The organism is Dyella sp. A6 (assembly GCF_036320485.1).
In the GTDB taxonomy this organism is placed as follows: domain Bacteria; phylum Pseudomonadota; class Gammaproteobacteria; order Xanthomonadales; family Rhodanobacteraceae; genus Rhodanobacter_A; species Rhodanobacter_A aluminiiresistens.
The window spans coordinates 1813521-1837321 of the sequence record NZ_CP132911.1 but is presented as its reverse complement, the minus strand read 5'-3'; the positions used below and the strand labels follow the sequence as shown (position 1 = coordinate 1837321).

Sequence of the window (23801 nt, the reverse complement as noted above, 5' to 3'; positions counted from 1 at the left end):
TGCCTCACGGTCATGCTCGAACCGCCAGTGGTAGATGTGCCATCAAAAGCAGCGCCGGAGCCGGCGGAGATTTCTTTACAGCTATTGGTAGCCCTCAACTTATCGGATGGTAGACCGCTGGGTTGGCTGGCCCATCTACCACAATCTCAGCGAGCAGGCCTTTGCGCGCCACACGCGAGAGGGCATGGTCAACTAGCTTAATCGTCTCTGGGATCGGAAGCTCCATGTCCCCTACGAAGCAACTGCCGGGTGGCACAGTCTGGGTCTGGATATATTTCAGTGGTGCGTTGGCCAGGGCGCCTTCCGGCCAGCAGCGCTTCCACACGTTACCGATCGGATGGAAGCTAGAAGCCAGATTTGGCCCGCCGCTGACCATGAACACGCGGATCGTTTCGCCAACCTTCGCCTTCATAGCGTTCGCTCCGACAAGGGCACCGACGCTCCCGTTAAACAGTACGAAGTTGGGATCCTCGCGGATCATGGAGGTATAGTCGAAGTTCAGTAGGCCGGTGGCTCCGAAGGGTTCGCGCGTGTAGAGCTCGTGTTGGCCGAGGTAGAATTCGCGATCCACAGGAGGCAAGCCAGTTTCGGGTTCGACCAAAATCATGCCGAACATGCCACGACTGATGTGCTCGTCCATGTTGGGTACGGCACAGTGATAAATGAAGGCTCCCGGATACATGCATTTGAAGAACTCCTGACGGCTACCGCCCGGTGCCAGAAGAGTGGCGGTCGAACCACCGCCGGTTCCGAATATCGCATGCATGTCCACGCTGTGCGGACGCGAGTTGGATTCGGCGCTACGCACGGTTAACGTAAGGGTATCGCCTTGGCGAACGCGGATCATCGGTCCGGGTATCTGGCCGTTCCAGGTCATGAAGTCAAACTCACTACCATCGGCGAGATGAGCTCGGACTTCCTTAGCTTCTAAGGTAATGTCGTGATGGACCACATGCCTACGCGAAATTGGAGCAGGGATTTGAGCAGGGTCAGCAGCCACCATGATCGTGTTATGGGCTGCCAGCGCAGGGGCACTCATTGCATCATGACCAGGTGCGCTGGCATGAGTTAAAACAGCCGCGGATGGCTGACCGGCAAGTGTCAGGCCACTTGCGCCCAGTAGTAACAGTCCTGCGCCAGCATGACCCAGAAAACTTCTGCGGGATGCATCGAGAGAAACAGCATGTGTCTCGCTTTTCATCATGATTACCCTTGGTCGTATTTGATCTTGATGTATGCCTCGGATGCATTGGACAGTTTGGCGTCATGTCCGCAAGTGGACAGTTGGGCCCATGACACCAGTCCATCGAACGCAGTCACTTCGGGACAGGAATGTCAGTTCTCGCTCATCCGCATACTATTTGTCCGCCTGCCATTGATTATCGCGTCGCGACGGAAAAGAGCCCTGATCTGAATCAGGCGTCAGTACGATTTAGCATCCATCAAACATTAAACCTAGCCTTTGACGGAGACGAGCGGACTACTGCTGTATCTGCACCTTAGCCAATGCTTCCGATTGATATGGCCACTGCACAGCATCTACATCCGATGGCTATTCCATCGTGACAACATGCGTTTGCATTACAGCTATGAACAGGCCTTCATACACGGGCAAATACTAGGCTAGCGTTGGTACCTCCAAAGCCGAAGCTGTTCGACATCACGGTCGTCAATCGTGCCGGACGGCTTTCGTATAGGATCGGGAAGCCCGCGGCTCTTGGGTCGAGTTCATCGATGTTGGCGGAGCCGGCGACGAAGTCGCCACCGAGCATCAACAGACTGTAGATCGCCTCATGCACACTGGCGGCCCCGAGCGAGTGGCCAGTCAGCGACTTTGTCGAGGACAGCAACGGTACGGCGTCGCTAAAAACCTCACGAACAGCTGCCAGCTCCACTATGTCGCCCAGTGGGGTGGCAGTGCCATGGGTGTTTAGGTAGTCAACCGGATGCGTAACATTTGCCAGCGCCATCTTCATGCAGCGTGCTGCGCCTTCGCCGGAGGGCACAACCATGTCGGAACCGTCGGAGGTAACGCCGTAACCGACTAGTTCTGCATGGATGCGCGCGCCACGTGCTCTCGCATGCTCGTAGTCCTCCAGTACCAGCATGCCGCCACCACCCGCAATGACAAAGCCATCACGGGTGATATCGTATGGCCGTGAAGCCATCGCCGGCGTATCGTTGTGAGCGCTGGACAGCGCACCCATCGCATCGAACTGCGCGGTCATCCCCCAATGCACCTCTTCGCCACCACCAGCGAACACCACATCTTGCGCACCGTGCCGAATCAGATCAGCCGCTGCACCGATACAGTGCGCTGATGTGGCGCATGCTGCGGAGATCGAATAGCTTAGGCCGAGTATGCCGAACGCAGTGGCAAGCGTGGCCGATACCGTCGAGCACATCGTGCGAGGCACCATGAACGGACCTACCTTGCGTACTCCCCTCCCGCGCAGAAGGTCAGCTGTTTCGATCTGCCATTGCGCCGAGCCGCCGCCGGAACCGGCCACCACGCCGGTGCGCGGATGGCTCACTATGTCTCCCCCGAGGCCGGCATCGGCGATCGCGGAGCGCATCGCGAGGTAGGCGTAAGCCGCGGCATCCCCCATGAAACGGCGCAGCTTGCGGTCAATCACGACATCAAGGTTTACTTGCGGAATGCCCGCCACTTGGCTGCGCAGCCCACGTACGGCGTAGTCAGAAATCGTTCGGATGCCGCTTCTCAGGTCCTGCAATGCATGCGATACCGTGTCCGCCATATCACCTAAGCACGACACGATGCCCATACCTGTCACCACTACGCGGCGCATGTCAGAAACCCTCCGTGGACTGGAACAGGCCCACACGCATGTCCCTGGCGGTATAGATGAGTCGATCGTCGACGAGGGTCCTTCCATCGGCGATAACTAACGCGAGCCGACCTCGGATCACTCGGCGGATGTCGATTTCGTAGCGTACTAACTTCGCGCTCGGAAGTACTTGACCTGTGAACTTCACTTGACCCACGCCCAACGCGCGTCCACGGCCAGGCTCACCTAGCCACGGCAGGAAGAAGCCAGAGAGCTGCCACATCGCGTCGAGACCCAGGCACCCCGGCATTACCGGATCACCGTGAAAATGACAATCGAAAAACCATAGCCTCGGCGTGATATCGAGCTCGGCTTGAACCATACCCTTGCCATAGGCGCCACCGTCCTCCGCGATCCTGGTAATACGATCGAACATCAACATTGGTGGTGCAGGCAATCGCGCGTTATCTTCGCCGAACAGCTCGCCTCGGCTGCAAGCGAGCAAGGCCTGAAAATCAAAGGAGGAAGGCTGGGTCATGGAAAGCTCGCCATTGTGGAGTTCTACAGTTTGCGTGATTGATCCGCCGAGGCCCTTGACCCGCGTCAGTTCAACGCGCACGTATGGAGATAGTCGAAGAGTAAAATCAGTGCGTGTGATGCGCTTCTCGTGCGGCACGAGCAGAGCGAGTGCTACGGTTCGTCGCGATGCGCGAGCCCAAAGACATGGACTCCAGGCCGCCGACTATGCTCCAACATGGCGTGGTGACTAGGAAACGTAATGGCACCGCCGCCGACGGAGATTCTTCAATCCTGAGCTTCCGCATCGTCGGGGCACCGGATGGTTACGCGTACGCTGCCATCAGCCTGCGGAGCTTCCGGCTCCGCCTCAAAACCGAGGTATGCAAGCTCAATCAGTAACGTTCGTGGAAAACGCGGCGCTACGATGACCACGACTTCATTCGGTGCCAACCGGCTGGCAGCATCGAGTGCACGAACCATCGGTTCAGGAGCCTCCAGGTGGCGCATGTCGAGTTCGTTAGAAGCCATGTCAGCATTGAAGCACCAGTATTCGTGTTCTGGCACTGACGTAGGTCAAGCGTAAGACCATCACACCGTGTGCCAACTCGTAGGTTATTCATTGCCTATCCATCGGTCACAATTTCGGCGAAAACATGCCAAGCTGCTGGGCGTCAGGGCTACACATCGCTTCAAGCGGTCAGTATTTAAGAGCGTCTATGATCGCGGCGGCGCGCGGAGGTTTCTCAACAGCCTTCTAGAGGACAAAAGGCACATGATGGCCGGCAACGCGCCACGCCACCTCTTCACCGAACAGAACCATTCCACCCTCCCTGATGGTCAGCAGGCCGAAAACCACAGCAACCAGGGGAATCATCCATGCCACGATTCCTCTCCGCTTGCGTGTGGTCATGGCAATACATCCAGGATCGTCCAGTTGTTGGCGGGCATGCTGTGGAGCAGACAGACTGCGACCGTCATGCGCCCCCCCGCCCTTCGCCCGCTTCCTCATGAGTGACACCGTCACGGATGTGGTAGATGCGCTTGAAGGTGGGAATGATCTTTTCGTCATGGGTGACCACGATGATCGCGGTTTCAAATTGCTGCGCCATCTCGTTGAGGATGCGGATCACTGCCAGTGCGCGTTCGCTGTCCAGTGGCGCGGTCGGTTCGTCAGCCAGAATCACCGGCGGGCGGTTGACCAGGCCGCGGGCGATCGCCACGCGCTGCTGTTCACCACCGGACAACTGCGACGGCATCGCCTTGGCGCGATGGGCAACATCCAACGCCTTGAGCAGTTCCAGTGCGCGACGGCGTGACTCGGGATTGGCCACGCCGGCCAGCATAGGCAGCAGGGCGACGTTGTCGGTGACGTCGAGAAACGGAATCAGGTAGGGTGCCTGGAACACGAAGCCGATCTTGTCCCGGCGCAAGGCGCGCAGGTCCGGCATTTTCCAGCCGTTGTCGTAGATCACCTCGTCACCCAGGGTCATGCGCCCGGCGCTGGGGTCGATCACCGCACCAAGGCACTTGAGCAAGGTGCTTTTGCCCGAGCCGGAGGGGCCGATCAGGCCAACCACTTCGCCCGGCGCCACCAGCATGGTCACCTCCTTCAGCGCATCCACCGCGGTGCTGCCACTGCCGTAGCGCTTGCTCAGGCCTTCGATTCGGATACCGTTGCTGGCCATCTCAGCCTCCCACCGCGTCGGCCGGATCGACCTTGAGCGCAGCGCGGATGGCCACTAGGCTGGCTAGCACACAGATCACCATCACCCCGAGCAGGCCCATGCCCGCGTCGCGCGGAATCAGCAGGACGTACTTGGGAAACAGCGGCGCGGCGAAGGTGGCAGTGATCTTGCCCACCACGAAACCGCTCAGGCCGAGCACGAGCGCCTGCTGCATGATCATCGCGGCGATCGTGCGGTTCTTGGTGCCGATCAGTTTCAGTACGGCGATTTCACGGATCTTGTCCATCGTCAGCGTGTAGATGATGAACGCGACGATGGCCGCACTGACGACCGCCAAGATCGCCAGGAACATGCCGATTTGCTTAGCCGAGGTGGCGATCAACTTGCCGATCAGGATCCCTTTCATCTGCGAGCGGTCGTAGACCTGCAGACGTTTCCACTGCCGGATGGGCGCAGCCACTTCCTCCGGGGTATAGCCGGGCTTGATCCGCACCAGGATGGCGTTCACGTAGTTGTTGCTGCTTTGCGTGGCGATCACGTCGTCGAGTAGCCCTGACACGCTTGGCTGGTTGAAGGCCGGATTGGCAGCGGTACGGCGGCGCTGCATCAGGATCGCGTCGTTGTCCTTGAGGAACTGTGCCTCCTGCGCATCCTTGAGCGGGATGAACACCATCGGGTCGCCGCTTGAGGAAACCATGCGCCGGGTCAGTCCGACTACCGTGTAACGATTGCGGCGAATCTGCAGCACCTCGCCCAGCTTGAAGCCGCTGGCGATGTCGGCCACCGCCTCGTAATGGCTGCGGGTGATCTGCCGTCCGGCGACCAGATATGGCGGCCAGCCCGGCGTACCCGGTTCACCTGGGGCAATGCCCACGATCATCGCGCGTACATCCCGATTGCCCTGAGCCACCTGCATCGTGAGGTAGGTGATGTTTGCCGCCTGTGCCACGCCGGGCATCGCCCGGATACCGCGCCACAGGTCGTCGTACACGCTGGAGGATTCGGCATACGGGCCGAGCGTGTTTTTCTGTACCACCCACAGATCGGCGCCACTATTGTCGAGCAACGCCTTGCCATCGGCGACCATGCCGCGGTACACGCCGGCCATGGTCAGCGTCACCCCAATCAACAGGCCCAGGCCGACACCGGTGAACACGAACTTGCCCCAGGCATGCAGGATGTCGCGGCCGGCCAGGCTGATCACGGCGCTACCCCGACAATGTGATCAACCACGTGGATATTACTGTGCGCGCTGAGGGCGTCTTCACTGTAGACCACGATGCGGTCACCGGACCTGACGCCCTTGCGCACCTGCACGTTGCCCTCCAGATCGGAGGCACCCAGCTCGACGGCGGAAAAATGCAGGTCGCCACCTACCAGCTTCCATACGCCGCGCACGCCATTCACCTGCCGGATCGCGGCATTCGGCACGACCGGCAACGCCGTCGTCGGCGGCAGCGACACGGTCACTTGGGCCAATTCTCCAAGTGGCGGCAGCGGTTTCGGCACGGTCTTGAACACCACCTTGGCCAGAGTCTCCTCCGTCACCGCGTCTGCCAGTGGATCAACCCACAACACGTGCGCCGGCCATGTCTGGCCGCTGCGCGAGCGCAGTGTCACCTGTGCCGGCAGCCCGGCGGCCAGGCCCTGCGCAGCGAGCTGATCGAAGCGCGTATTGACCCACAAGCTGCGCGGATCGATCAGCTCGATCACGGGCTGGCCCGCCACGATGGTGGTGCCGGGGTCGGCATCGCGGCGTGTGACCAGTGCATTCACTGGTGCCGTCAGACGCAGGTTCGCGCGCTGTGCTTGCAACGCCGCGCGATCGGCACGCATCTGCGCCAGCGCTTCGCTCGCGGCACTGCGCGTGGCGACTGCTACCTGCAGCTCCTGGCGCTTGCTGTCCATCATCTCGACGCTGATTGCGTGCACCGCCAGCAGCTTCTCGTATCGCTGCGACTGGGTTTGCGCGTAGCGCTGGCGCGCCTCGGCATCGCGCAACTGTGCGATGGCACGGCGGATGGCGGCGTCCTGCGCGTCAATCCTGGCGTCCAGGTCGACCGGGTCCATCAGACCCAGCAATTGCCCGGCCTTGACGTGCTCGCCCACCTGCACATCGACCTGCTGCACGCGGCCGGCAAAGGTCGGGCCGACCCGGTAGGTATAACGCGCCTCGACCGTACCAATGCCGAATAGCGCCGGGGTGAGTGCACGTGCACGGATCGTGGTGGTAGTCACCGCTACCGGCGCCAGCGGCCCCGAGCGCAGGATCACATAAACGAACAGCAGCCCGATCGGCAGCACTACAGCCAGCAGGGTCAGTGTGCGGCGTTGCACATGCAGACGTTTCATCAACGTGCACTCCCGATACCACGTCGATAGATTGCAAACGTGCCCGAGGCATCCTTACGCATGCGCCCGGTGTCACCGGCCAGCAGGGCCTGCATCACCAGACCCTGGATGCTGCCAATGAACAGCGTGACTGCCGCCGCCGAATCCAGTTGCAGATCCAGCGCGCCAACGCGCTTGCCCTCCTCGATCAACACGCTCAGACGCTCGCCGTAGCGACGGATCATGGTCTGCGCCATGCGTTTGGCGGCAGTGTCTTCGGCCCGCTGCAGCTCGCCGAACAACATGCGTGGCACGCCCGGGTGCTCGGTCACAAAAACAATGTGCGCCATGAACATCGCCTCGAGGGCCGCCAGCGGGCTGGCCGCACCACGAGCGGCGCGTTCGATCCGTGCCATCAGCTGCTCGGCCACCCATTCCATCACCGCCTGCCAGATCGCCTCCTTGTTCGGGAAATGCCGGAACAATGCGCCCTGGGTCAGGTTCATCGACGTGGCAATCTCGGCAGTGGTGATATCAGTTGGATTCTGTTCGGCGGCCAGCTTCACGACGGTCTCGACGGTGACGGCTCGGCGTTCCTCGGCGGGCATATGTTTGCGTGGGGTGTTCATCGTGACAATCAACCATAAGTTAGTAATTAATCACTATCTTATGTGAGGCAAATGAGATCCGCAAGCCCTGCTCCGGAGGGACGATGGCTCCCTGTCAGCGACGCATTAAACCGGTGGGAGCTATCCGCCCGCCACGGCCTGGTGCAATGCGGACCACGGTGACTCCGGGTACGCACCACGCGATAACTTCCGGCCGTGACAGCAATCTCGTCACGCTTGCGCGAGTACCTACACGGCGAATCAACCGATCATTGGCGAGTCATCCACCGAAACCTGACGCAAGTCAGTGCACGGCCGCAGGTGAGCACGCAATGTGCGAACTCCTGACAAATGCATGCAGGTTATGTCGAACAACGATTCCGGCACCCGATTCCCCGATGGCAGCAAATTTATCAGCCCACAGGGAACCCGGGCGATCAAGGGCGGGATCCGTCCCAATGCTGCAAGCAGCACGCCGAATGCAGCGCGCAGACCCTCCTGGCTGAGGGTCAGGCTGCCGTCTGGCGCAGGGTACGAGGAGATCCGTCAGATTGTTGCCACGCACCAGTTGAACACGGTGTGCGCGGAGTCAAAATGCCCGAACATCGCCGAGTGCTGGGGCCGCGGTACCGCCACACTGATGCTGATGGGTTCGGTCTGCACCCGCGCGTGCAGGTTCTGCGCCGTCAGCACCGGTAATCCCCATGGCTGGCTCGATCCGCTGGAACCGATGCAGGTAGCCGATGCGGTGGCGCTGATGAAACTGCAGTACGTGGTGTTGACATCGGTTGATCGCGATGACCTTGCCGACGGCGGAGCCGCGCATTACGCGGCCTGCATCAGGGCAATCCATCAACGTTCGCCGCAAACGGAGGTGGAGGCACTGACACCCGATTTTTCCGGCAGGCTGGATGCCGTGGCGACGGTGCTGGACGCCGGTCTGGTTACCTACGCGCAAAACATGGAAACGGTTGAGCGGCTCACTCATCCCGTGCGCGATCCGCGCGCAGGCTACGCACAGACCTTGGCAGTACTGGCATTTGCCAAGCGTCACGCACCCGCCACACTGACCAAGAGCGGCCTGATGCTGGGCTTGGGCGAGACGGATGCAGAAATCGATCGCACACTGGACGATCTGCGTGACGCCCAGGTCGACGTGATCACGCTAGGACAGTACATGCGACCTACCCCGCATCACCTGCCGATACGGAGATTCGTCACCCCCGAGCAATTCCTCCGCTACCGCGAACTCGCACTGGACAAGGGCTTCCTGGAAGTCGTGGCCGGGCCGCTGGTGCGCTCCAGCTATCGCGCAGAACGCGTACTGGAGCACAATAATCTTGGCTTGTGAAACAACATTCCCGAGCCCGATCCTGAACCTTTTTCGTGAGCCTCGTCATGGACCATCCAATATTTTCGCATGCCACACCCGAGCTGGCGCGCAAGCATTGTGAACTGGCGCCTGAACCACTCAAGGCATTCAGTGCCGCCGTATTTGCCTAAGGCGCACTGCCCGTCGTCACCAAGCAGCTGATTGCCGTGGCGGTGGCGCATGTCAGCCAATGTCCATATTGCATCAAGGGACACACCCGCGCGGCGCTGAAGCTCGGTGCCTCGAGGAGCAGATCATGGAAGCGATCTGGGTAGCCGCCGAGATGCGCGCCAGAGGTGCCTATGCGCATTCTGCGTTGGCGCTGGACGCCATGCAGCATAAACACGATGCTCATTGAGTTGCCAGGCAATCACGCGCCTCGCCACCGAGCACGTCCGAGACCTGGCGAGCCGGGCCAGGCCTATGCTCGACGGGTCGTTCGCCCGACTGATCGCATATTCAAGATTACTGCTAGTCTTTCAATGGAAATCTGACGGGGAATGACGATGACAACGCGCATGATGGGCTGGTCGGAACGTGCCCCGCTGTGGCGGGTTTTCTGGCTTTACGGCGTGATCCCCAGCAACCTGCTGTGGGCAATCACGCTGGCAATGATGTCTGCCGGGTCCCACACCACTCTCGTCCGCATCCTGCTGGCTTTCCTGCTCATCTTCACTGCATGGATCGTCCGCGCCGTGTGGCTTGCGGCGCCCAACGCAGTGGATCACCGTTACAGTACGGTCGCCAGAGCGCTGACGGTCGCTTGGGGTATCAATACAGTGCTGCTGGTGTTTTTCCTGCAACTGCAACCGCAACTGCTGCGCTGAGTGAGACGTCCGGACCGGCGTAGCCTGCCAAGGCGATTGAGCGCGGCAGCTTCAGCGACACGATCCTTGAAGGTCACATTGGGCATGCGCTGATGGCGCTCGGCCAGTCAGTCGTCTTCGCGCAAACAGCGGCAGTCATCATTGCGTGAACCCCTTTCTTTTCTGATGTCGATCAGGTGTCATCGTCCCGGACTGGATTAGACTTCCGATCGACAAGCGGTGTGATGTCTCCACCCGCTCCCAGTCCAGCCACCTACGTTTCGCAAGGAATACGGCGCCCGGACCGTGGCCTACCAGGCTACCAGGATCGATCTGGAAACGGCTCGGTCTCCCGACTCGGAACGGAGTGACAATGCAGACGCTGACGGACCCTCAGGGACGGTCGTTTCTCTACCTACGCCTCTCCTTGACGGAGGCATGCAACTACCGCTGCAGCTATTGCCTGCCTGATGGATACGTGGCCGACGGCAAGCCGAAGTTCCTTGCGCTGGACGAAATCCGCCGGCTGGTACTGGCATTTTCCACACTCGGCATGAGCAAGATTCGCCTGACTGGCGGCGAACCCAGCCTGCGCAAGGATCTCCCCGGAATCATCCAGACAGTGGCCGCTGTACCGGGCATCAAGAAGATCGCCCTGACCACCAACGGCTGCCGCCTGCCGCATCTGGTGGAGTCCTGGCGCGAATCGGGACTGACCGCACTGAGCGTCAGTCTCGACAGTCTGAATGGAACACGCTTCTTAGCCATTACCGGGCATAATCGCTTTGCCGAGGTGGTCGCTGGCATCGACAAGGCCCTGACGCTGGGATTCGACGCCGTGAAGATCAATGTGGTGCTGCTGCGCGACAGGAACGATGACGAGCTGCCGGCATGGCTCGAATACGTGCGCGAGCGCGAGGTTTCGGTGCGCTTCATCGAACTGATGCGCACCGGTGAGAATCGCGCCTACTTCGAACGCCATCATCTGCGCGCCAACTTGATCGAACAGCAGCTGCACGAGGGTGGCTGGTCGCTGCTACCACGGGCCGCCGACGCCGGCCCGGCGTGCGAATATGCGCACCAGGACTACCACGGACGTATCGGCATCATCGCGCCGTATGCGAAAGACTTCTGCGCCGGATGCAACCGTCTGCGCGTGACTGCACGCGGTGACCTGCGGCTGTGCCTGTTCGGCGATTTCGGCATCCCGCTGCGGCAGCTGCTGCAATCCGACGCCGACCAGGACCCTCTGGTTTCGCGCATCGCAACTCAGCTCGGCCTGAAGGCGGCCGGCCATGGTCTGCATCAGGGATTGACCGGCATCACCCCGCACCTGGCCTCGATTGGAGGATGAACACGACGCTGGCGACGGTAAATCCGCCAGAGTTCCAGATGACCGGTGCATGCCGTTGCGGCGAACGTCATGCAAGATGATTCAGTACACGACGAAGCGGACTGATGAATGCCATGGCCCATGTTACGAACGTGATGCACAGGAAGAACGGTGCTAGCCAGTCGAGAAAGCCCAGCTCCAGTGCCTGTGATATCGCATGCGTGCTGACCGAGAAGATGAGCCCGTACAGCCGCACCGCTGGTCAGTCGGTCAGACCTCTGCGAGCGCCTCGATCTCGTCCAGGCCGCGCACGTCATGTTTATCTTTCAACTCGAGTAGATAATGCTGCAGTTCGCGCTGGCGCACCTGTAGCTCGAGATAATCGGAGATCTGTCCCCAGACCTGTTCGAACTCCAGTGCCTGCCCCGGATCGACTTCGTCAATGCTAACCACGTGGTAGCCCCAACGCGATTCCACCGGAAACGCCGGGATGCCCGGATGAAGACGAAAGATCTGCCGATCAAACTCGGGCGTGGTCTGACCGCGCTGCAACCATCCCAAGTCGCCGCCCTGCTCTTTCGACGGACAATCGGAGTAGCGAGAAGCGAAATCGGCAAATAGCACGGGATTACTCTTCAGTTCGTCAATCAGTCGCTCACCCTCGGCACTGGCGCGGATGCGCCCGGTGACATCATCGGCAGCAGCACCCAGCAAGATGTGGCGTACGCGGATGCGATCCGGCGCGCGGAAGCGCTCCCGATTCTGCGCGTAGTAGCGCCGGCAATCCTCCTCGCTGGGGACGCGATCTTCGATCTCGCGCTCCAGCAAAAGCCTGATGCTAGCCTCCTCATGCGTCTCATCGCCAGCAACCTGTACCTCATCGCTCAGGCCGAGCCGCAACACTTCCAGTCGCAACAGCTCGCGCACCACCAAGGCACGGGCGGCATCGGCGCGCGAGCGTTCCGGCGTGATCGCGCGGTGATACTGCATCTCCTGCGCAATCGCCGCTTCGCTGATCGGCGTCTCGCCGACAAACAGGTAGCACGGCGCGGGCTGACCGAGCGAGCGTAGGCCCTCGCCCTTGTCGTCGTGCTGGTGTTCACGGGCTTCCTGTGTCACCGATCTGGCCGAACCGATGATGGTCAGCGGAATACGTCGCGCGTCTGGATGGGTCTCGGCCATGCTCATGCCCTCGGCCCGTAGCGCAAGGTCGCCTGACGCTTGCGTACCACCTGGTACGGCCGCCACAGATAGCTGACCGGGATACTCCATACGTGCACCAGCCGGGTGAATGGCGCGACCAGGAACAGTGTCATGCCGAGAAACACGTGCACCTTGTAGATCCACGATACGCCAGCGATGAAGTCGGCAGCGCCGGGACGAAACGTGACGATGTGCTGCGCCCAGTCTCCCAGTAAGATCATCTCGCCGCCATCCAGATGATGGGACGACACGAAGATCGTGCCCATGCCGAGCAACAGCTGGACGAACAAAAGGATCAGGATAAACGTGTCGCCTATCGTACCGGTGGCGAGCACACGCGGATTGGTCAGGCGGCGCACTAGCAGGATGCTGATGCCGATGAAGCAGAGCACGGCGGCGGCACCGCCCACGCCCATCGCGAGCAGTTGCTTGTGCTGGGCCGTGATCACCAGCGTGTAGACCTCATGCGGGGTCAGCAACCCCACCAGATGCCCACCGAGGATGATCAGGATACCGATGTGGAACAAATTGCTGCCCAGACGCATGCCACGGCTGGACAGCAGCTGGCTGGAGCCGGTACGCCATGTGTACATGGACCGGTCGTAACGAGCCCAGCTACCGATGAAAAACACTGCCATGGCAATGTAGGGGTAGAACTGGAAGGCAAATTGATTGACGTAATTCATGGCTGAACCTGCGGGGTAACCGTTGAAGGGGGCGCCCGGCGCGTCGCCGGCTTGCAGTTGTCGTCAGGAGCCTCGGCACCGAATCGAACCATCTCCTCCTGCCATACCCTGTCCATGGCTTCGGGAGTGTCGTCGCGCGGTTCCTCGCCTGCACGTTGGCGCATTGCGGTCAAATCGAGCTGGCCATCGGCTAACTCCAGCAGCAGCTCGAACAGGACCCGGTAGGAGCTACCCCGCTTGCCGGCGCGCGCCGCGAGCATGCCGACAATGTGGCTGATGTGGCCAAGCCAGTCCTGCACCTCGTTCTGCGGCCGCTGTGCCAAGAATTCCAGCAACAGCGGCAAGTAGTCGGGCAGCTCCTTGGCGGCGAGATCGAAACCCTGCTTCCGATAGGCATCGATCAGATCGACCATCGCCTGACCACGGTCACGCGATTCGCCATGGATATGCTCGAACAGCAGCAGGCTCATCGAACGCCCACGGTCGAAGGTCTGCAACCAAGCATCCTGGGCGACAAGCGGATCGGTATCCAGCAGGCCCTGCACGAACGTCGTCAGCTCTACCCGGCATGCCGCAGGCAAGCTCGCCTCATTCGCCGCATCGAGCAGTTCTCCGCGGTGCTGCCACAGTTCGTCCTGTGGATAGTCCAGCAACACACTGACCAGTTTGAGCACACTCATGAGCTCACCTCGTTCTTTGCCTGCCGGTTCGGGTGCACGGCATAGGTCGTCGTCTTGCGCTGGCTGAACAAATCGGCAGGACTGTTCCCGCTGCAACCGTTGCCGAAGGTGAAGCCACAGCCGCCACGTTCACCGAACGCATCGTTGGCATATTCCCGATGTGCCGTGGGCACCACGAAACGATCCTCGTAGTTGGCGATGGCAAGGTAGCGATACATCTCCTCAGCCTGACTGACGGTGAGGCCTGCCTGCTTGAGCACAGCCAGATCCTCAACGCCATCGACATTGCGTGCACGACGCCAGGCACGCATCGCCATCATCCGCTCCAGCGCTCGCACCACCGGGGCCTCGTCACCGGCGGTGAGCATATTGGCGAGGTAGCGCACCGGAATACGCAACGAAGCCACATCAGGCAACTCACCGTTCATGCCGACGCGTCCCCGTTCGGCGGCAGACTGGATCGGCGACAGTGGCGGCACGTACCAGACCATCGGCAGCGTGCGGTATTCCGGATGCAGTGGCAGTGCCAGTTTCCATTCGATGGCCAGCTTGTAGGTCGGCGAATTCTTCGCGGCTACTAGCCAGTTGTCGGGAATGCCTTCCGCACGCGCCGCCTCGATCACCTTCGGATCAAACGGATTGAGGAAGATGTCCAGATGTGCATGGTACAGATCTTTCTCTGCCTGCACCGAGGCCGCCTCCTGAATGCGGTCTGCGTCATACAGCAGTACGCCCAGATAGCGGATACGCCCGACGCAGGTCTCTGAGCACACGGTGGGCTCGCCCATCTCGATGCGCGGGTAGCAGAAGATGCATTTCTCGGATTTGCCGCTCTTCCAGTTGTAATAGATCTTCTTATAAGGACAGGCCGAGACGCACATGCGCCAGCCGCGGCACTTGTCTTGGTCGATCAGCACGATGCCGTCTTCCTCGCGCTTGTAGATTGCGCCTGCCGGACACGCCGACACACAGGCCGGATTGAGGCAGTGCTCGCACAGCCGCGGCAAGTACATCATGAAGGTCTTCTCGAAGGCGCCGTAGATTTCCTTCTGGATCGAGTCGAAGTTGCGGTCCATAGCGCGCTTGGCGAATTCGGTACCTAGGATCTCCTCCCAGTTGGGACCCCATTCGATCTTCTGCATGCGCTCACCGCTGATCAGCGAACGCGGACGCGCGGTGGGCTGGTGCTGGCCTTCAGGCGCCTCGTGCAGATGCTGGTAATCGAAGTCGAACGGTTCGTAGTAATCATCGATCTGCGGCAGATCGGGATTGGCGAAAATCTTCGCTAGCAACCTCAAGCGCCCACCCGCGCGCGGGATGAGCTTGCCGGTGCGGGTACGCACCCAGCCACCATTCCACTTGTTCTGGTTCTCCCACTCCTTCGGATAGCCAATACCAGGCTTGGTTTCGACGTTATTGAACCAGGCATACTCAACGCCTTCGCGCGAGGTCCATACATTCTTGCAGGTGACCGAACAGGTGTGGCAGCCGATGCACTTATCCAAGTTCAACACCATGGCGATCTGGGCACGAACTTTCATCAAACCACCTCCTTGGCGATGGCAGGTACCGCTTCGCCGTCCAGCCAGTCGACCTTGTCCATCTTACGAACGATCACGAATTCATCCCGGTTGGTTCCGCAGGTGCCGTAGTAGTTAAAGCCATAGGCCAATTGCGCATAGCCACCGATCATATGGGTCGGCTTGAGCACGACGCGGGTCACCGAGTTGTGAATGCCGCCGCGGCTGCCGGTGATTTCCGATCCCGGAATGTTGATGATGCGTTCCTGTGCGTGATACATCATCGCCATGCCTGGCATCACGCGCTGGCTGACCACCGCGCGAGCGGTGATCGCTCCGTTGACGTTGAACAGTTCGATCCAGTCGTTGTCCTCGATGCCCGCCTCGCGTGCGTCATCCTCGCTGAGCCACACGATCGGCCCGCCGCGCGACAGCGTCTGCATCAGCAGGTTATCGCTGTAGGTGCTGTGGATACCCCACTTCTGATGCGGCGTGATCCAGTTGAGCAGAATCTCGCGATTGCCGTTGCTGCGCTTGTTGTGCAACGGCTTCACCGTCTTCGTATCCACCGGCGGGCGGTAGCTCATGAAGCCCTCGCCAAATGCGATCATCCATTCGTGATCCTGATAGAACTGCTGGCGACCGCTGATCGTGCGCCAGGGAATCAGCTCATGCACATTGGTGTAGCAGGCATTGTAGCTGACGTGCTCGTCCTCCAGGCCTGACCATATCGGCGAAGAAATGATCTTGCGCGGTTGTGCCTGGATGTCACGGAAGCGGATCGCCTCGTGTTCCTTGCCGCGCGCCAGATGGGTGTGTTCGCGGCCAGTGAACTCACCCAGCGACTGCCATGCCTTAACTGCCACGTGGCCGTTGGTCTCTGGTGCCAGATGCAATACCACTTCGCAGGCATCGATCGCGCTGTCGATCCGTGGACGGCCGTGGCTGACGCCCTCCTCCGTTATGGTGTGGTTGAGCTTGCCGAGGAATTCGATCTCGTCGCGTGTATCCCAGTTCATGCCCTTGCCACCGTTGCCGAGCTTGTCGAGCAGGGGGCCTAGCGAGGTGAACTTCTTGTACAGGTTCGGATAGTCACGCTCGACCACCGTGATCGAGGGCATGGTCTTGCCCGGGATCGGTTCGCACTCGCCCTTACTCCAGTCTTTCACACCTAGCGGCATCGCCAGCTCTCCGGGCGTGTCGTGCAGGGTCGGTACCAGTACCACGTCCTGCTCGACCCCGAGCACACCTGGTGCCATATCGCTCACGGTGCGAGCGATGCCCTTGAAGATGTCCCAATCGCTGCGTGACTCCCAGGCTGGATCCACAGCCTTGGACAGTGGATGGATGAAAGGATGCATGTCGGAGGTATTGAGATCGTTTTTCTCGTACCAAGTGGCCGTCGGCAGCACGACGTCGGAATACAGCGCCGTGGTGCACATGCGGAAGTCCAGCGTGACCAGCAGGTCGAGTTTGCCCTCGGCTGCCTCGTCGCGCCACTTCACTTCCTCCGGCCTGATCGCACCGAGCTCGCCCAGATCCTTGCCCTGCACGCCATGACGCGTGCCGAGCAGATGCCGCAACATGTACTCATGCCCTTTGCCCGACGAACCGAGCAGGTTCGAGCGCCAGATGAACATTGCACGCGGGAAGTTTTCCGGCGCATCGGGATCGGCATAGGCAAAGTCCATCTTGCGCTGTTTCAACTGTTCGACCACGTAGTCGGCCGGTGTCTGTCCGGCCTTCTCGGCGGCGGCCACGATCTGCAATGGATTGCGATCGAGCTGTGGCGCACTCGGCAACCAGCCCATGCGGATCGCGCGTAGGTTGAAGTCCGCCTGGCTTCCGCTGTATTTCTCGGGGTCAGCCAACGGCGACAGGATCTCCTTCATCTCCAGCTTCTCGTAACGCCACTGGTCGGACATGAAGTAGAAGAACGAGGTGCCGTTCATCTGCCGCGAGGGGCGGTACCAGTCCAGTGCGAAAGTGAGCGGGATCCAGCCAGTCTGCGGTCGCAGCTTTTCCTGCCCCACGTAGTGCGCCCAGCCGCCGCCGGTCTGACCGATGCACCCGCACATGATCAACATGTTGATCAGGCCGCGATAGTTCATGTCATTGTGAAACCAGTGATTCAGGCCGGCACCCACGATGATCATGCTGCGACCGTTGGTCTTGGCGGCCGTCCTAGCGAATTCGCGGGCGATCTCGATCACCTGGGCGCGCGGCACGCCGGTGATCTTCTCCTGCCATGCCGGTGTGCCGGGCAAGTCATCATCAAAGCTGCTGGCAACGCTGCCGCCACCAAAGCCGCGATCCACGCCGTACTGTGCCAAAAGCAGGTCGTAGACGGTCGCCACCGCCCACTCCTTGCCATCGGCCAGCTGCAGCTTGCGGATCGGAATGTTGCGTTCAAGCACGTCCTCGAATTTCGACTCAGTCCATCGATCGTGCTCGATGCCACCGAAGTAGGGGAAGCTGACCGCTTCAATCCCCTCGTTGAAATCCGCCAGACTCAGACGCAAGCGGGTGGCACGACCGGCACTGTCCTTTTCCTCGATGTTCCACTTGCCTTTCTCGCCCCAGCGGAAACCGACCGAACCATTCGGCACCGTGATCTGCCCGGTGTTCTCGTCCCAGGCTAGGGTCTTCCACTCGGGATGATTCGCCTCGCCCAGCCCGCCCAGGTCGCTTGCGCGCAGGAAGCGGCCTGGTACCAAGCGGCCATCGGCGCGTTTCTCCAGCTGCACCAGCAGGGGCATGTCACTGTATTTGCGACAGTAGTCATTGAAGTACGGAATCGATTGTTCGACGTGGAATTCTTTCAGGATCACGTGGCCGAAGGCGAAGGCGAGCGCCGCGTCCGTACCCTGTTTGGGATGCAGCCAATGATCGGTCAGCTTGGCGACTTCGGCGTAATCCGGCGTGATCGCCACCGTCTTGGTACCGTTGTAGCGTGCTTCGGTAAAAAAGTGCGCATCGGGTGTACGCGTCTGCGGGACATTGGAGCCCCACGCAATGATGTATCGACTGTTGTACCAGTCGGCTGATTCGGGCACATCGGTCTGCTCGCCCCATACCTGCGGTGAGGCCGGCGGCAAATCGCAGTACCAGTCGTAGAACGACAGGTTTGCGCCACCAAGCAATGACAGATACCGCGCGCCTGACGCATAGGAGATCATCGACATGGCAGGGATCGGCGAAAAGCCGACCACCCGGTCCGGTCCGAATTTCTTTGCCGTGTAAAGATTGGACGCGGCGACAATTTCGTTGGCCTCATCCCAGTGAACGCGTACGAAACCACCCATGCCCCGCTTGCTCTTGTAGGATTTCGCCTTGACCGGGTCACTGACGATGCTGGCCCATGCGTCGACCGGCGCCATCGTTTTGCGTGCCTCCCGCCACAGGCGCAACAAGGCACCACGCACCAGCGGGTACTTCAGGCGATTGGCGCTGTACAGATACCAGGAGTAGCTGGCACCACGTGGACAACCGCGTGGTTCATGGTTGGGCAGATCCGGCCGTGTGCGCGGATAGTCGGTCTGCTGGGTTTCCCAGGTTACTAGGCCGTTCTTGACGTATATCTTCCAGCTGCATGAGCCAGTGCAGTTCACGCCATGGGTGGAGCGCACGATCTTGTCGTACTGCCAGCGCGATCGATAACTATTTTCCCAGTCACGATTGTCACCCCTGGTGATGCCATGGCCATCCGAAAAAGTTTCGTCATGGCGTTTGAAAAACTGCAACCGGTCGAGAAAATAACTCATGGGAATAACCTGTGTAAGTTGAGTCCATCAACGCTTCGTAACGCGCGATTAGCAAGGCATCTCTGCGCCGCGCCGGGAATACCACCACCAGGTGATTGCCAGGCAGGTAAGGTAAAAAGTCATGAAGCCATACAACGCTGCTTGGGGCCCGCCAGTGATTGCAATTGACGAGCCGTAGCTTTTCGGCACAAAGAATGCGCCGTAGGCAGCAACCGCCGAACTGAATCCGATCACCGCGGCCGACTCGACACGCGCCCGCCGCAGCGCACTTTCCTTGGCTGCGTCATCAAGACGGGCCGAAAGCCGTTCATGCAGGGTGCGAAAGATCACCGGAATCATCCGGAACGTGGAGGCATTGCCTATGCCAGTCAGCACAAACAGCGCCATGAAGCAGCCAAGGAAGCCGTAGAAGTTGCCTGACGCGCCATGTCCAGGAAGGAAATGCAGTACACCGAACACCGCGACGACCATCAGCACGAATACCCAGAAAGTGATCGCCGCGCCCCCCAGCTTGTCCGCCAGCCAACCGCCAGCCGAACGCGCCAGGGCACCGACCAGCGGACCGAGAAACGCATAGGCCATCGCGTCGATCCCCGGAAACTGGGTCTTGATCAATAGAGGGAAACCGGCCGAGAAACCGATGAAGGAACCGAACGTCCCCGTGTACAGCCAGCACATCAGCCAATTGTGCTTGCAGTAGAAAATTGTCGCCTGCTCGGTGAAGGACGAGCGTGCGGCTGTAAGGTCGTTCATGCCGAACCACGCCGCCAAGCTGCACAGGATGATGAAAGGCACCCACACGAACCCGCCGTTCTGCAGATACACTTGCTGGCCGCTGGCGGTGAACTGGGGCCCACCGAGCAACGGACCGAACACACCGACCGAAACCACCAGCGGTATCACGAACTGGGTCACGGATACGCCGACGTTGCCGAGTCCGGCATTCATGCCCAGCGCGTAGCCCTGCTTGGCCCGCGGAAAGAAGAACGAGATGTTCGACATCGACGAAGCAAAGTTGCCGCCGCCCAGACCGCACAGGACAGCAATCGCAATGAAGTGCCAGTAGGGCGTGGCCGGGTCCTGCACCGCGAAGCCGATCCAGACCGCCGGAATCAGCAACGAGGCGGTCGAGATCGCAGTCCAGCGGCGGCCGCCTACCAGCGGAACGACGAACGAATAGAAGATGCGCAGCGTCGCGCCGAGAAATCCGGGAAGTGCTGCCAGCCAGAAAAGCTCGTTTGTGGTGAATTTGAAACCAATCTGCGGAAGGCTCACCGTCACCGCGGAAAACATCATCCAGATCGCAAACGCCAGCAGCAAGGACGGTATCGATATGGCCAGATTTCGATTCGCGACCCGGCTCCCGACTGTCGTCCAGAAAGCTGGGTCCTCAGGATGCCATTCGCCGATGACGGCACCCGGCTTGAATCGTTGTTCGGTTGATGACTTGCTCATTACTTAGATCCACTCGGATGGGTGTTCCGTAGACAGGATAAGCAAGGCGTGCCTCCGCCGCATCCTAGCCCCCCTGATGCTCATAGGCTAGGGGAACAATGAGCGAAGCGAATTGACATCGGTCAAGCGCTCAAATCAAGACCATTGAGGCCCGGGTTCCCGTTTTTTTTGCGGCGCCCATGCTGATCTGCTCGAAACCCCCGGAGCGACTTGCTCTCGGCATGCGGACAACGAGACGGAAAACGCCGCCATCACTTTATTCACGGCAACGCGTCGCACGAATTGCACGCTCCTACAGCGCATTCGTTCGGGCGGTAGCACTCCCCGCGAAGCCAGTTGGGCGTGTCGTACAACACGGTGTGGAGGCTCAAACACAAACTGATGCAGCCGATGATCGAGCGCGATGGCGACTTCGCGCCCCGTGGCATCGTGAAAATGGACGATGCGTACTGAGGCGGTGAACGCCGCGGCGGCGTCACGGGTCGCGGCAGCCCAGGCAATACCCCGTTTGTGGCAACGGTGCAGTGCACGTCCGAGGGGCATTCGATCGCCATGCGGATGGATGCAGTCGGTGCCTTTCGCAAAAAGTTCTTGGCGACATGGGCGCAACGCCACTTGGTGCGCGGCACCGTATCGGACGAGCTAAACTGCTTCCCCGGTGTCCCAGATGCCGATTGAACCCGCCCAGTCATTCCCACCGGCAACGGCCTGCCCGATCTCGGTCACCCGATATTCTGGTGGGTCAACACCCTGCTGGGCAACGTCAAGAACGCGCTCCTTGGTACCTACCGTGCGTTGTGCCCAACGCACCTGCAACGTTACCTGTCCGTGTTCTGCTACCGCTTCGATCGGGCGGCCTTGGTGCCCCGACTCATCGCCCCCGCTACGTGCATGCCGCCGCTCAGCTATCGGCTCGCAACTTTGGATGTGTGATGTGGAGAATCAAGTGATAACTTGTTCGCCTCTATCACGATAACGCCCGCCACTATGACACTCACCAGTTTTCAGGATCTACTCGACGCAAGCCTGCAACAGCCGCAGCCGCAACGGCTGCTTTTCGTGTTCGTGACCATTGATTTGCCCGAGGCCGCGACGGAAGCGCAGCGCGTGCAGGCTGCGCGGAAAACGGGCGGCAACCTGTCTCCCACTCTCTGCGTCGACAAGGCCCCAGACGAAGTCGCCAGCTTTTCAGCGCTGGTGGAAGAATCGAACTCTACCGGCCTGAGATGGGAAATCGTGTTTGTGAGCAGCATGTCTGGTCGCGCTGGAGTCGCACCCTCGGCGGACGAAGCGGCACAACCGCTGCGCTTCATGGTCAATGCAATAAACAACGGCCGCGTATCCGAGTTCGTCGCCTTCGATCGCGAGGGAAATGTCCTGCAGTTTCTGTAAGCGATGCCCAGCCATGCGCCTTGCATGGAGCCATCGGCGAGCAACAATCGAGGCAGCTGTTTTCGTACCGTGATTTCCGCCCGACATCGCGTACCTTAAATGGCCTCCTCCTTCTTTCGGCTCGCTGGACTGCCGAAATGACTTGCGTCAATGACAGTCATTCTCCACATGCGTAATATATCCGACTATATAACGAAGGCCATGATCAATTATGAAACGCTCCTATTTCCGCCACCTATCGGTCTTGTGTTTTTCGGTCATGCTGCTGCTCAGTCCGGCGGCCTCAGCCACGGACCTAGTGGTATCCGCCGCCTCCAGTCTGACCAACGCGTTCCAGGCGGTAGCCCGAAGCTATGAGGCCAGCCACCCGAAAACTCACGTCGTACTGAACTTCGCCTCCTCCGACACACTGATGCGACAGATCGCGAACGGCGCGCCGGCCGATGTCTTCGCGTCGGCCGATCAGGTCGCCATGAATCGTGCGCAGGCCCACGGCCTGATCATCGCCGGTACCCGAACAAACTTTGCAGGCAACCAACTGGTGCTGATCGTGCCATCGCTCAGCCATGCAAAAATTACCACGCTGCAGGATCTTCGCGGCCCCGCCTTCAAGCGCATCGCCTGGGGCAACCCGGCCTCCGTGCCGGTAGGGCGCTATACCGCGCGCGTGCTCGCGGACGCGGGCCTGACCAAGGCACTGGCACCGAAGGCTGTGCTGGCTGACAACGTGCGCCAGTGCCTGGACTACGTGAGTCGCGATGAAGTCGATGCAGGCTTCGTATATGCCACCGACACGGCGATCGCCCACGGCCACGTGAAGGTCGCCCTGAAGCTGCCATCGCCCCTGCCGATCACCTACCCCATCGCGATCGTGGCCGGAACGGCCCACCGTGCCGCGGCACAATCATTCCAGCAGTTCGTGCTCTCGCCCAATGGCCGCTCGCTGCTGGCCAGCTTCGGCTTCCTGGAGCCCTGATTGGTGTCGTTGGACATCTGGCAGCCGCTGCTGTTGTCTCTGAAGGTCGCGCTATGGGCCACCGGGATCAATCTTGGACTCGGCGTGGCCGTTGCCTTTGGCCTGTCGCGTTGGCGTTCGCGACTGTGCAATCTACTGGATACCCTGCTGACTCTGCCACTGGTACTGCCGCCCACCGTGCTCGGTTACTACCTGCTGGTGCTGCTGGGCCGACGCGGGCTGCTGGGTGCCAGGCTCGAACACTGGGGGCTCAATCCGGTATTCACCTGGCAGGGTGCGGTGATTGCCTCCACCTTGGCAGCATTTCCACTGGTGCAGAAGGCTGCACGAGCGGCGTTCGAGGAAATCGACTCCCAACTGGAAGACGCCGCCCGGGTACTGGGCCTGTCATCCGCCGGCGTGTTCTTTCGCGTATCTCTGCCGCTGGCGGTCAAGGGTATCAGCGCCGGCGCCCTGCTGGCGTTTGCACGCGCGCTAGGGGAATTCGGAGCCACGCTGATGATCGCAGGCAACTTGCCGGGGCGGACACAGACCCTGTCTTTGGCGATCTATTCAGCGATCGAAGCCGGCAACAACGCCGGCGCGAACATGCTAGTGATGGTCGCCTCGGCGACTTGCATTGCGGTGTTGCTGCTGGCCAGGCGACTCACCCGCGGCCAGCAGCAATTGCGAGTGACCTGAG

Annotated in this window: 23 protein-coding genes and 1 riboswitch; of the genes, 8 read left to right on the top strand and 15 right to left on the bottom strand. The window is 60.5% G+C overall.

The window, feature by feature from the left end; translation table 11 throughout:
• Positions 1 to 94: 94 nt before the first annotated feature.
• The 9 genes from nirK to RA164_RS08030 all read right to left on the bottom strand — a co-directional run bounded on the left by nirK (position 95) and on the right by RA164_RS08030 (position 7953).
• Positions 95 to 1204: a copper-containing nitrite reductase gene (gene nirK, locus RA164_RS08070; RefSeq protein ID WP_329743427.1), complete on the bottom strand. Its 1110-nt coding sequence runs from the start codon at positions 1202 to 1204 to the stop codon at positions 95 to 97.
• 397 nt (positions 1205 to 1601) lie between these two features.
• Positions 1602 to 2810, bottom strand: coding sequence for a beta-ketoacyl synthase N-terminal-like domain-containing protein (locus RA164_RS08065; RefSeq protein ID WP_329743426.1), 1209 nt, complete (start codon positions 2808 to 2810; stop codon positions 1602 to 1604).
• A 1-nt stretch (position 2811) separates the two neighbouring features.
• Complete coding sequence (fabA, locus tag RA164_RS08060; RefSeq protein ID WP_329743511.1) at positions 2812 to 3327, bottom strand: 3-hydroxyacyl-[acyl-carrier-protein] dehydratase FabA; 516 nt, start codon at positions 3325 to 3327, stop codon at positions 2812 to 2814.
• Between the two features lie 266 nt (positions 3328 to 3593).
• Positions 3594 to 3836 carry a DUF2249 domain-containing protein gene (locus tag RA164_RS08055; RefSeq protein ID WP_329743425.1) on the bottom strand — a complete coding sequence of 81 codons (243 nt, stop codon included), beginning with the start codon at positions 3834 to 3836 and terminating at the stop codon, positions 3594 to 3596.
• 226 nt (positions 3837 to 4062) lie between these two features.
• Complete coding sequence (locus tag RA164_RS08050; protein ID WP_329743424.1) at positions 4063 to 4218, bottom strand: hypothetical protein; 156 nt, start codon at positions 4216 to 4218, stop codon at positions 4063 to 4065.
• 64 nt (positions 4219 to 4282) lie between these two features.
• Positions 4283 to 4993 (bottom strand): ABC transporter ATP-binding protein, encoded by a 711-nt coding sequence (locus tag RA164_RS08045; RefSeq protein ID WP_329743423.1) that lies wholly within the window; start codon positions 4991 to 4993, stop codon positions 4283 to 4285.
• Between the two features lies 1 nt (position 4994).
• Complete coding sequence (locus RA164_RS08040) at positions 4995 to 6197, bottom strand: ABC transporter permease (protein WP_329743422.1); 1203 nt, start codon at positions 6195 to 6197, stop codon at positions 4995 to 4997.
• Positions 6194 to 7345, bottom strand: coding sequence for an efflux RND transporter periplasmic adaptor subunit (locus RA164_RS08035; protein ID WP_329743421.1), 1152 nt, complete (start codon positions 7343 to 7345; stop codon positions 6194 to 6196). The genes RA164_RS08040 and RA164_RS08035 overlap by 4 nt, the downstream gene beginning before the upstream one ends.
• Entirely contained in the window at positions 7345 to 7953 is a 609-nt protein-coding gene (locus RA164_RS08030) for a TetR/AcrR family transcriptional regulator (RefSeq protein WP_329743420.1), read from the bottom strand. The genes RA164_RS08035 and RA164_RS08030 overlap by 1 nt, the downstream gene beginning before the upstream one ends.
• A gap of 343 nt (positions 7954 to 8296) precedes the next feature.
• Between RA164_RS08030 and lipA the strand changes: the two genes are divergently transcribed.
• The 4 genes from lipA to moaA all read left to right on the top strand — a co-directional run bounded on the left by lipA (position 8297) and on the right by moaA (position 11464).
• A complete protein-coding gene (gene lipA / locus RA164_RS08025) occupies positions 8297 to 9283 on the top strand; it encodes a lipoyl synthase (RefSeq protein ID WP_329743419.1) in 987 nt (328 codons plus the stop codon).
• Between the two features lie 188 nt (positions 9284 to 9471).
• On the top strand, positions 9472 to 9579 hold the full coding sequence (locus RA164_RS08020; protein WP_329743418.1) for a carboxymuconolactone decarboxylase family protein: 108 nt from the start codon (positions 9472 to 9474) through the stop codon (positions 9577 to 9579).
• A 231-nt stretch (positions 9580 to 9810) separates the two neighbouring features.
• Positions 9811 to 10131, top strand: coding sequence for a hypothetical protein (locus RA164_RS08015; RefSeq protein WP_329743417.1), 321 nt, complete (start codon positions 9811 to 9813; stop codon positions 10129 to 10131).
• Positions 10132 to 10356: 225 nt separating this feature from the next.
• Positions 10357 to 10494, top strand: a riboswitch (molybdenum cofactor riboswitch).
• On the top strand, positions 10484 to 11464 hold the full coding sequence (gene moaA, locus RA164_RS08010) for a GTP 3',8-cyclase MoaA (protein ID WP_329743416.1): 981 nt from the start codon (positions 10484 to 10486) through the stop codon (positions 11462 to 11464). (Overlaps the previous riboswitch by 11 nt.)
• A 249-nt stretch (positions 11465 to 11713) precedes the next feature.
• Here moaA and RA164_RS08005 read toward each other — a convergent pair whose 3' ends face one another.
• Genes RA164_RS08005 through RA164_RS07980 form a run of 6 tightly spaced genes read right to left on the bottom strand, consistent with a single transcriptional unit; the run spans position 11714 to position 20751 of the window.
• Positions 11714 to 12625: a peptidylprolyl isomerase gene (locus RA164_RS08005; RefSeq protein WP_329743415.1), complete on the bottom strand. Its 912-nt coding sequence runs from the start codon at positions 12623 to 12625 to the stop codon at positions 11714 to 11716.
• 2 nt (positions 12626 to 12627) lie between these two features.
• Positions 12628 to 13332 carry a respiratory nitrate reductase subunit gamma gene (narI, locus tag RA164_RS08000; RefSeq protein WP_329743414.1) on the bottom strand — a complete coding sequence of 235 codons (705 nt, stop codon included), beginning with the start codon at positions 13330 to 13332 and terminating at the stop codon, positions 12628 to 12630.
• Positions 13329 to 14012 carry a nitrate reductase molybdenum cofactor assembly chaperone gene (gene narJ / locus RA164_RS07995; protein ID WP_329743413.1) on the bottom strand — a complete coding sequence of 228 codons (684 nt, stop codon included), beginning with the start codon at positions 14010 to 14012 and terminating at the stop codon, positions 13329 to 13331. Before narJ ends, narI begins: the two co-directional genes overlap by 4 nt.
• Positions 14009 to 15553: a nitrate reductase subunit beta gene (gene narH, locus RA164_RS07990; RefSeq protein WP_329743412.1), complete on the bottom strand. Its 1545-nt coding sequence runs from the start codon at positions 15551 to 15553 to the stop codon at positions 14009 to 14011. The genes narJ and narH overlap by 4 nt, the downstream gene beginning before the upstream one ends.
• On the bottom strand, positions 15553 to 19296 hold the full coding sequence (locus tag RA164_RS07985; protein ID WP_329743411.1) for a nitrate reductase subunit alpha: 3744 nt from the start codon (positions 19294 to 19296) through the stop codon (positions 15553 to 15555). The genes narH and RA164_RS07985 overlap by 1 nt, the downstream gene beginning before the upstream one ends.
• Positions 19297 to 19344: 48 nt before the next feature.
• The gene (locus RA164_RS07980) at positions 19345 to 20751 is read right to left on the bottom strand and encodes a NarK family nitrate/nitrite MFS transporter (RefSeq protein ID WP_329743410.1); all 1407 of its coding nucleotides are present in this window, start codon (positions 20749 to 20751) and stop codon (positions 19345 to 19347) included.
• A gap of 690 nt (positions 20752 to 21441) precedes the next feature.
• On the opposite strand from RA164_RS07980, the gene RA164_RS16590 reads away from it, so the two are divergent.
• The 4 genes from RA164_RS16590 (at position 21442) to modB (ending at position 23800) form a co-directional block, all read left to right on the top strand.
• Positions 21442 to 21684, top strand: a complete 243-nt coding sequence (locus RA164_RS16590) for a transposase (protein ID WP_412731095.1) — start codon at positions 21442 to 21444, stop codon at positions 21682 to 21684.
• A 54-nt stretch (positions 21685 to 21738) separates the two neighbouring features.
• Positions 21739 to 22143, top strand: a complete 405-nt coding sequence (locus RA164_RS07975) for a ribonucleotide reductase subunit alpha (RefSeq protein WP_329743409.1) — start codon at positions 21739 to 21741, stop codon at positions 22141 to 22143.
• A 211-nt stretch (positions 22144 to 22354) separates the two neighbouring features.
• Entirely contained in the window at positions 22355 to 23119 is a 765-nt protein-coding gene (gene modA / locus RA164_RS07970; RefSeq protein ID WP_329743408.1) for a molybdate ABC transporter substrate-binding protein, read from the top strand.
• A gap of 9 nt (positions 23120 to 23128) precedes the next feature.
• On the top strand, positions 23129 to 23800 hold the full coding sequence (modB, locus tag RA164_RS07965) for a molybdate ABC transporter permease subunit (RefSeq protein ID WP_412731094.1): 672 nt from the start codon (positions 23129 to 23131) through the stop codon (positions 23798 to 23800).
• Position 23801 lies beyond the last annotated feature (1 nt).